The 6,948-nt window shown below is 54.5% G+C and carries 7 protein-coding genes; 2 read left to right on the top strand and 5 right to left on the bottom strand.

The genetic code is table 11. The features are described from left to right. Positions 1-274 precede the first annotated feature (274 nt). Both F8N85_RS32000 and F8N85_RS31995 read left to right on the top strand, forming a co-directional pair. Positions 275-610: a hypothetical protein gene (locus F8N85_RS32000; RefSeq protein ID WP_150807423.1), complete on the top strand. Its 336-nt coding sequence runs from the start codon at positions 275-277 to the stop codon at positions 608-610. Between the two features lie 269 nt (positions 611-879). Further along, positions 880-1,434 (top strand): magnesium transporter, encoded by a 555-nt coding sequence (locus tag F8N85_RS31995; RefSeq protein ID WP_150807422.1) that lies wholly within the window; start codon positions 880-882, stop codon positions 1,432-1,434. Between the two features lie 50 nt (positions 1,435-1,484). Here F8N85_RS31995 and F8N85_RS31990 read toward each other — a convergent pair whose 3' ends face one another. From F8N85_RS31990 to F8N85_RS31970, 5 genes are read right to left on the bottom strand one after another with little or no spacing between them, the layout of a single operon-like run. Further along, positions 1,485-1,802, bottom strand: coding sequence for a cytochrome C oxidase subunit IV family protein (locus F8N85_RS31990; RefSeq protein WP_150807426.1), 318 nt, complete (start codon positions 1,800-1,802; stop codon positions 1,485-1,487). Between the two features lie 21 nt (positions 1,803-1,823). Then, positions 1,824-2,537 (bottom strand): heme-copper oxidase subunit III family protein, encoded by a 714-nt coding sequence (locus F8N85_RS31985; protein ID WP_150807421.1) that lies wholly within the window; start codon positions 2,535-2,537, stop codon positions 1,824-1,826. Between the two features lie 6 nt (positions 2,538-2,543). Continuing rightward, entirely contained in the window at positions 2,544-3,236 is a 693-nt protein-coding gene (locus tag F8N85_RS31980; RefSeq protein WP_150807420.1) for a cytochrome c oxidase subunit 3, read from the bottom strand. Then, positions 3,233-5,008 carry a cytochrome c oxidase subunit I gene (gene ctaD, locus F8N85_RS31975; RefSeq protein ID WP_150807425.1) on the bottom strand — a complete coding sequence of 592 codons (1,776 nt, stop codon included), beginning with the start codon at positions 5,006-5,008 and terminating at the stop codon, positions 3,233-3,235. The genes F8N85_RS31980 and ctaD overlap by 4 nt, the downstream gene beginning before the upstream one ends. A gap of 43 nt (positions 5,009-5,051) precedes the next feature. Then, complete coding sequence (locus F8N85_RS31970; protein ID WP_150807419.1) at positions 5,052-6,515, bottom strand: c-type cytochrome; 1,464 nt, start codon at positions 6,513-6,515, stop codon at positions 5,052-5,054. Positions 6,516-6,948 lie beyond the last annotated feature (433 nt).

Genomic DNA, 6,948 nt, shown 5'->3' with positions numbered 1-6,948 from the left:
AAGGGGGCGGCCGGCTCGACATTGTCAGCGGCGTCGGTCAGCCAAGCCCACTGCGGTGTTTAATGAGGCAACGGCTTTTGCGCGGCCAGTTTACAGCCCTATCGTCGGCTATGCTGGTGAGCAGACGTGAAAACCTTGGGCGACGTCGCGGTGGAAAACGCCCAAGGCTTGCTGCATCGATTTCCGTGCGGCACCAGTCAATTGAACATTCAGGTCTAAAATTGAGTAGGCGCTGGTGTTACAGCGTCCAACAGTCCACATCAGAGGATTCGCCATGAGTACCCTGACGATCGAAGGCTGGTGCAAACCCAGCGGTGCGCAAAAGTCCATCCCAGTGGGCGAAATCCATTTTTACGTCGATGGCGATCTCCATCTGCGTCTGGAGCAGGCCGAAGAACACCTGGAAAAGACCCACGAGCCGGAAGTCATGGTCGATGTCGATATGAATACGCTGGAATTGATCCTGCCGGAGGGATATGGCCCTCTATCCGACTGCCAGATGCGTGTCTATTTGCATGAGGAGCGTGGCCATTTCCATCTGGTCGGGCATCGGGCGAGTGATGGCAGCTTGATCTATACCAACGCGGTTCTGGTTGCTCAGCTGCTTTAGCCATTACTCGGTCCAGGTGCACGGACGCGCCAGCCGTGACCGGCGGGAATAGGCCCGGTGTGTGTAAAAGCGTTCGTCGGGATGCGCCAGGCCCTACTGCTGCTTTTAGACCTTGACGCCGCCAACCCTGCATGCAGGGGGTGCTATACTTCGCTGTGATTGCATGAAGTGTGCAACGTTCTCCACGGGTACAGATACCAACTGCAAATCTCAGTTAACCGCTGCAAGACAGAGGAGGTCTACAGCAGACACGAGATGGGAGGTGTGGCATGAATCGACACTATTACATCAGTGACAATCTCGACGATCTTGAAACCGTTGAAAATGAATTGGAAGCCAACGGCATCAATACCGAACAAATTCATGTGCTCAGTGAACACGTTGCTGATGTTGAACAACATCACCTCCACGAAGTTAACTCGTTAATGAAACAAGATGTGGTTCGCGATGGCGAGATTGGTGCGCTGATCGGGGTGCCACTCGCGGCGCTGGTCCTTGGCGGCGCCTGGTGGATGGGTTGGACCGAATCCGCCGCAGGCTGGGTGCCTTTTATATTCCTTGCCATTGTTGTATTGGGCTTCTGCATCTGGGAAGGCGGCTTTTTGGGGATCCAGGTGCCGAACACTCACTTCCGCAGTTTTAAACAGGTGGTAGACGAAGGCAAACATATCTTCTTCGTGGATGTTGAACCGGATCAGGAACCGGTATTGGACCGGGTAATCGAACATCATCCAATGCTGAAGATCGCCGGCACGGGAACGGCAGCCCCCCACTGGACAGTCGCCTGGCTGCAGAGATGGCATCAGTTCAAGCGAACGATATAGCCATTTGTTGCGGGTTAACCCCTGGAGACTCAAGGCCATCCGGAAGTCACTTATTGGCCGAAGGAAACTACCCGGCTGAGGAAAACATAATCCGCCTCGGAGACCATCAAGCCGACGAGCACCAGCAGACACAAAGGTGGCATCAATATGGCGTAGACCAGGGACAACCGTTCCCACGCCATATGCATGAAGATGGAAACAATCAAACCTGCCTTCAACAACATGAACGTGATAATCAGCGACCACCTGAGGTAGCCCTGGAAGTGAAAATAGTCGACAAGATACGACATCGTGCTGAGGACGAATAACAGCCCCCAGATTTTAAGGTACAAACTGATTGGATGCTGCTGACCCTGAGCATGTTCCATCATCAGTGCTCCTCTTCAGACCTACCATAAATAGAAGAAAGCAAAAATAAACACCCACACCAAATCCACGAAGTGCCAGTAAAGACCGGCTATCTCGACGATCTGATAGTTTCCGGTGCGCTCATAATCTCCCCGCAATACTTTCAGCGCCACAATGCTGAGGTAGATGACGCCGAGTGACACATGCAGTCCGTGGAAACCGGTAATCATGAAAAAACTGGCACCAAATTGCGCCGCCCCCATCGGGTTCCCCCAGGGACGCACCCCTTCTGCGATGAGCTTGCTCCATTCAAATGCCTGCATGCCAACGAAGGTCGCACCCAAGGCTGCGGTCGCCAGCATCAGGGCAGCGGTTTTCGCGCGATCACGGCGATAGGCGTAATTAACCGCCATGGCCATGGTGCCGCTGCTGCTGATCAGCACAAAGGTCATGATGGCGATCAGAATAAGCGGGATGGATTTACCGGCGATCGTCAATGCGAACACTTCACTGGGGTTCGGCCAGGGGACGGTGATGGTCATGCGTACCGACATGTAGCCGATTAAAAAACAGGTGAATATAAACGTATCGCTGAGCAGGAATATCCACATCATCGCCTTGCCCCAGGGGACCTGCTTGAAAGCCTCTCTATCCGAGGCCCAGTCGCTGGCGATGCCCTGCCATCCCGGTGCAGGTGGCAAGCTTGGTGGATTGGCTGAACCGGACTCGCCTGGGGCTGGTGGGTGCGATGCCATGGCTCTTCACCTCAGGCCGCAGAATCTGGCAATGGCTTCATAGGTTTCCGGTGTGCTGGTCAGCAAAGCGAACAGCACAAACCAAAGACCCAACAAGTAATGCCAATAGATGGCACAGAGCTCTACGCTGGCGCTGAGTTGCGGCAACGGTACGCGCTGCAGGAATTTGGCGACGGTTCTGCCCCAGGCTATCAGCCCGCCCAGCAGGTGGAGCCCATGCAGGCCGGTCAACAGGTAGAAAAAACTGTTGGCTGGATTGCTGGCGACAAAGTAACCCCAGGCGACAAACTGCTGCCAGACCCAGACTTGCCCCGCCAGAAAGGCCATTGCAAATACGCCCCCCAATGCAAAGCCAATGACCGTTGCGTCCAGTCGAGCCTGTCGGGCGGCCATACGCGACCACTGCAGTGCGATGCAACTCAATACCAGCAAAGCCGAATTCAGCCATAGCTGCCATGGATTGGCCAACGGCGCCAAGGGCTCTGTCAGGGGTAGCCAGTCGGCCATTTGTGAGCGGGCGATAAAGGCGATCAGGAAGAGAAAGAATAACGAGCTCACCACGACCAGAAACAAGCGCAGGCCTATCCTTGCGGTTTGGCTTCTATCGGCACCGTCGGCGGCCTGAAGACCCTCAGGATCGCGATTCCAACTGCCGCCGGGGTCAGCGCCGTCGGCGTTTCTCAATAGCAGTCTGTTCATGTTTTAACGTCCGCTATTTTGGTTTCGGCATTGAGTTGCCGCAGATGCTCCAGCTCCTCGGCGGAGACCGTTTGCGCAACGAAATCCTGTGCTATCCCCGGCACACTGTAGTCATAGGCCCAGCGATGCACGACCGGCAGCTCCGCTCCCCAGTTACCGTGTATCGGCGGGGTGTTCGGCGTTTGCCATTCCAGACTGGCCGCGCCCCAGGGATTACTGCCCGCGGGCTTGCCTTTAAATACACTCCAGGCCAGGTTGAACAGGAACAGCAGTTGGGAAACGCCGACGATCAATGCGACCACCGTAATGAAGGCATTCAAATCTTGCGCCGACTGCGGGATGAATTCGTAGTTTTCAAAAGCGTAGTAGCGGCGCGGCATACCCTGGAAACCCAGGTAGTGCATGGGGAAGAAGATGGCGTAGGTGCCCAGAAAGGTAATCCAGAAATGCAACTTGCCCAGGATCTCGTTCGTCATGCGCCCGGTTACTTTCGGGAACCAATGATAAATGCCGCCGAACACCACCAGTACCGGTGCGACACCCATGACCATATGAAAATGGGCGACGACGAAATAGGTGTCCGAGAGCGGAATATCGACGATCACATTGCCGAGAAACAACCCGGTCAGACCGCCGACCAGAAAGGTGACGATAAAGGCCAGGGCAAACAGCATCGGCACGGTCAGATGGATGTCGCCCCGCCACAGGGTCAGCACCCAGTTGTAGACTTTCAGTGCGGTCGGCACCGCGATGATCAAGGTGGTGATGGCGAAGAAAAAGCCAAAATAGGGGTTCATTCCGCTGACATACATATGGTGTGCCCAGACCACAAAGCTGAGTACGCCAATCGCAATAATGGCCCACACCATCATTCGGTAGCCGAAGATATTTTTACGCGCATGCGTGCTGATCAAGTCGGAGACCAGACCAAACGCGGGGAGCGCAACGATGTAGACTTCCGGGTGGCCGAAGAACCAAAACAGATGCTGGAATAATATCGGGCTGCCACCTTGGTGATCGATCTGCTGCCCCAACGAGATCATCGCCGGCATAAAAAAGCTGGTGCCCAACAGTTTGTCAAACAGCATCATGACCGCACTGACAAACAACGCCGGGAAGGCCAGCAAAGCCATGATCGAGGCAATGAAGATTCCCCATACGGAGAGCGGCATGCGAAACAATGTCATGCCGTGCGTGCGGGCCTGCAACACCGTGGTTACGTAGTTCAACCCGCCCATGGTGGTGGCGACAATAAAAATCGCCAGTGAGACGAGCATCAAGACGATGCCCCACTCGGTCCCCGGCGTCCCCTGAGTAATGGCCTGTGGCGGATAGAGCGTCCAGCCCGCACCGGTGGTGCCGCCAGGGACAAAGAAACTGGAGAGCAACACCAGTACCGCCAGCAGGTAGAACCAGTAACTCAGCATGTTGACATAGGGGAAGACCATGTCGCGGGCACCCACCATCAACGGGATCAGATAGTTACCGAAGCCACCCAGAAACAAGGCTGTCAGCAAATAAATGACCATGATCATGCCGTGCATGGTCATCGCCTGATAGTAAGTACTGGCGTCCATGAACTCCAGACTACCGGGGAAGCCTATCTGCATGCGCATCAAGCCGGACAGCACCACGGCTATAACACCCACGAAGATAGCCGTCAGGGAATATTGGACGGCTATGACCTTGTGATCCTGACTCCAGATATATTTGGTCAGGAAGCTCTTGGGTTCGTGCAGCGCTTCTGTTTCGGCATGCTCCGCATAGGCCATCACGTCATCCTCCTGTCGAAGTTTCGGTGTGTTTCTGGCTGCTTTACGGCGACTTCCCTGGCTCCGCCTGGCTCGCATCAGCGTCGGCATTCGCTTTGGATTTGATAAAAGCGATCAGTGCGTTCAACTCCTCATCGCTCGGAGCAAAGGCCGGCATGACGGCGGCATAGCCCTTGACGATTTTGGCATTCGGATTAACAACCGAATCTTTGATATAGCTATCATCGGCCTTTATCGTCGTACCGTCGGCAAGGATTACTGGCTCGCCATACAGGCCCTGCCAGCTGGGGCCGACACCCTTGCTGCCATCGACACTGTGGCAGGCCAGACAGCCGAGCGATTCGGCCAGCCGCTGGCCCTGCGTCGCCAGGTCGCCACCTGGGTCCGATGCTTCGTTGGCGGAAGGCTCAGCACCCAGTGATTTGATCAGGGCGACGAGCGCACCCAGTTCATCGTCAGTGAGAGTATAGGCCACCATCACCGGCGGGTAACCCTGTACCAATCGGGCCTTCGGATCGAGGATCGACTCTTTCAGGTACGCCTCATCGACCAGCACGCTGGTGCCATCGGCAAGCTGTTCGGTGCGGCCGTACAGCCCCTTCCATCCCGGGCCGAGACTGGCGCTGCCATCCTGGCTATGGCAGGCACCGCAGCCGAGGTTTTCGACCAACAGGCGGCCTTTTTCCAGCACGCTGTCCCGACTGGGCTTGGCAGCTGTGGTTAATGTCTGCGCAAAAGTCGGCTGGCCGCTCAGCCATTGATCGAAGGCACCCCGCTCTTCCACGATCATATGGCCACGCATGTTGAAATGACCTACGCCACAATATTCAGCGCAAAGGATTTCATATTTCCCGGTTTTAGTCGGCGTAAACCAAAAGTGCGACACCATTCCTGGCACCATGTCCATCTTGCTTCTAATTTGCGGTACATAGAAATTGTGCAGCACATCTTTAGAACGCAGTAAAACTTTTACCGGCTGATCGAGCGGAAGGCGAATTTCATTGTTTTTTATAAGCACATCGTCCTGCCCAGCCGGATCCTTGGGATCAAGCCCGAGGGGATTGGCAAAATCAACAAACTTGATATCCGATCTGCCCATCTTCCCGTCTTGACCGGAAAATCGAAAGGCCCACTGCCACTGTTGGGCGACCACTTCAAGTTCATAAGCATTTTTCGGCACCCGAACGAAATCATTGTAAACAACCAGCCCGGGCGCCAACATTGCGGCAATACCTACCGAGGTCACGATAATTAACCATAATTCCAGTTTTTTACTTTCTGGCTGGTAGTGCGCCCTGGCGCCCTCCTTGTGACGATAACGAATCACGGCTACCGCCATGAATACCGTGATGGCGATGAAAAATATCCCGCTAATGACCAGGGTGATGAACAGAGTGGTGTCTATTGACCCCCAGTTGGAGGCTGCCGGTGTCGCATGCCAAGGCGCCAGGATGTGGAACAGCACTGACGCAACAACGATTAGAATCAAGATAATTGCGATCGCCATTTTCTCTTCATCCTATTCCTGTTGCTCATTGGCTATCCAAAAGCATCGCCACTAAACAGCACCGTCAAATTAATATCCATCTGACGCCCAAACAGGGTAGACAACTACCGCCCACCCTGACGACAAAGTCAGCCAGAAGTATAGTGCATGGACAGAACCAGCGCTTTCTCTGAAAAAAACCTGACGCCCGGATATTCCAATTCCAACATTAAGTTATTCGTTTAAAAGCTATTCGCTACATATAGACTTAGATAGTCAGCATCACGTCTCCCGGGACTAAATGGGGTAGCGACTTGTTTCCGATCAGTCAAAATGATTAGGAGAACTCTGAAAAATACTGTCCAAATCCGATGAAATACGTCTATCCCCGCTCGTTGCTTGCTATTGACGGGACGCCCCCTGCTCAGAGGTCAGGGTTCAGCCGCAGCGCAAT

Origin of the sequence: Pseudomonas fluorescens (assembly GCF_902497875.1) — a bacterium.
In the GTDB taxonomy this organism is placed as follows: domain Bacteria; phylum Pseudomonadota; class Gammaproteobacteria; order Pseudomonadales; family Pseudomonadaceae; genus Aquipseudomonas; species Aquipseudomonas fluorescens_BR.
This window is presented reverse-complemented; position numbering and strand designations above follow the sequence as displayed.

Bases quoted from the DNA above. Each gene is read 5' to 3' on its own strand.
- F8N85_RS32000 (WP_150807423.1), top strand. From the start codon at position 275: ATGAGTACCCTGACGATCGAAGGCTGGTGCAAACCCAGCGGTGCGCAA.
- F8N85_RS31995 (WP_150807422.1), top strand. From the start codon at position 880: ATGAATCGACACTATTACATCAGTGACAATCTCGACGATCTTGAAACC.
- F8N85_RS31990 (WP_150807426.1), bottom strand. From the start codon at position 1,802: ATGGAACATGCTCAGGGTCAGCAGCATCCAATCAGTTTGTACCTTAAA.
- F8N85_RS31985 (WP_150807421.1), bottom strand. From the start codon at position 2,537: ATGGCATCGCACCCACCAGCCCCAGGCGAGTCCGGTTCAGCCAATCCA.
- F8N85_RS31980 (WP_150807420.1), bottom strand. From the start codon at position 3,236: ATGAACAGACTGCTATTGAGAAACGCCGACGGCGCTGACCCCGGCGGC.
- ctaD (WP_150807425.1), bottom strand. From the start codon at position 5,008: ATGGCCTATGCGGAGCATGCCGAAACAGAAGCGCTGCACGAACCCAAG.
- F8N85_RS31970 (WP_150807419.1), bottom strand. From the start codon at position 6,515: ATGGCGATCGCAATTATCTTGATTCTAATCGTTGTTGCGTCAGTGCTG.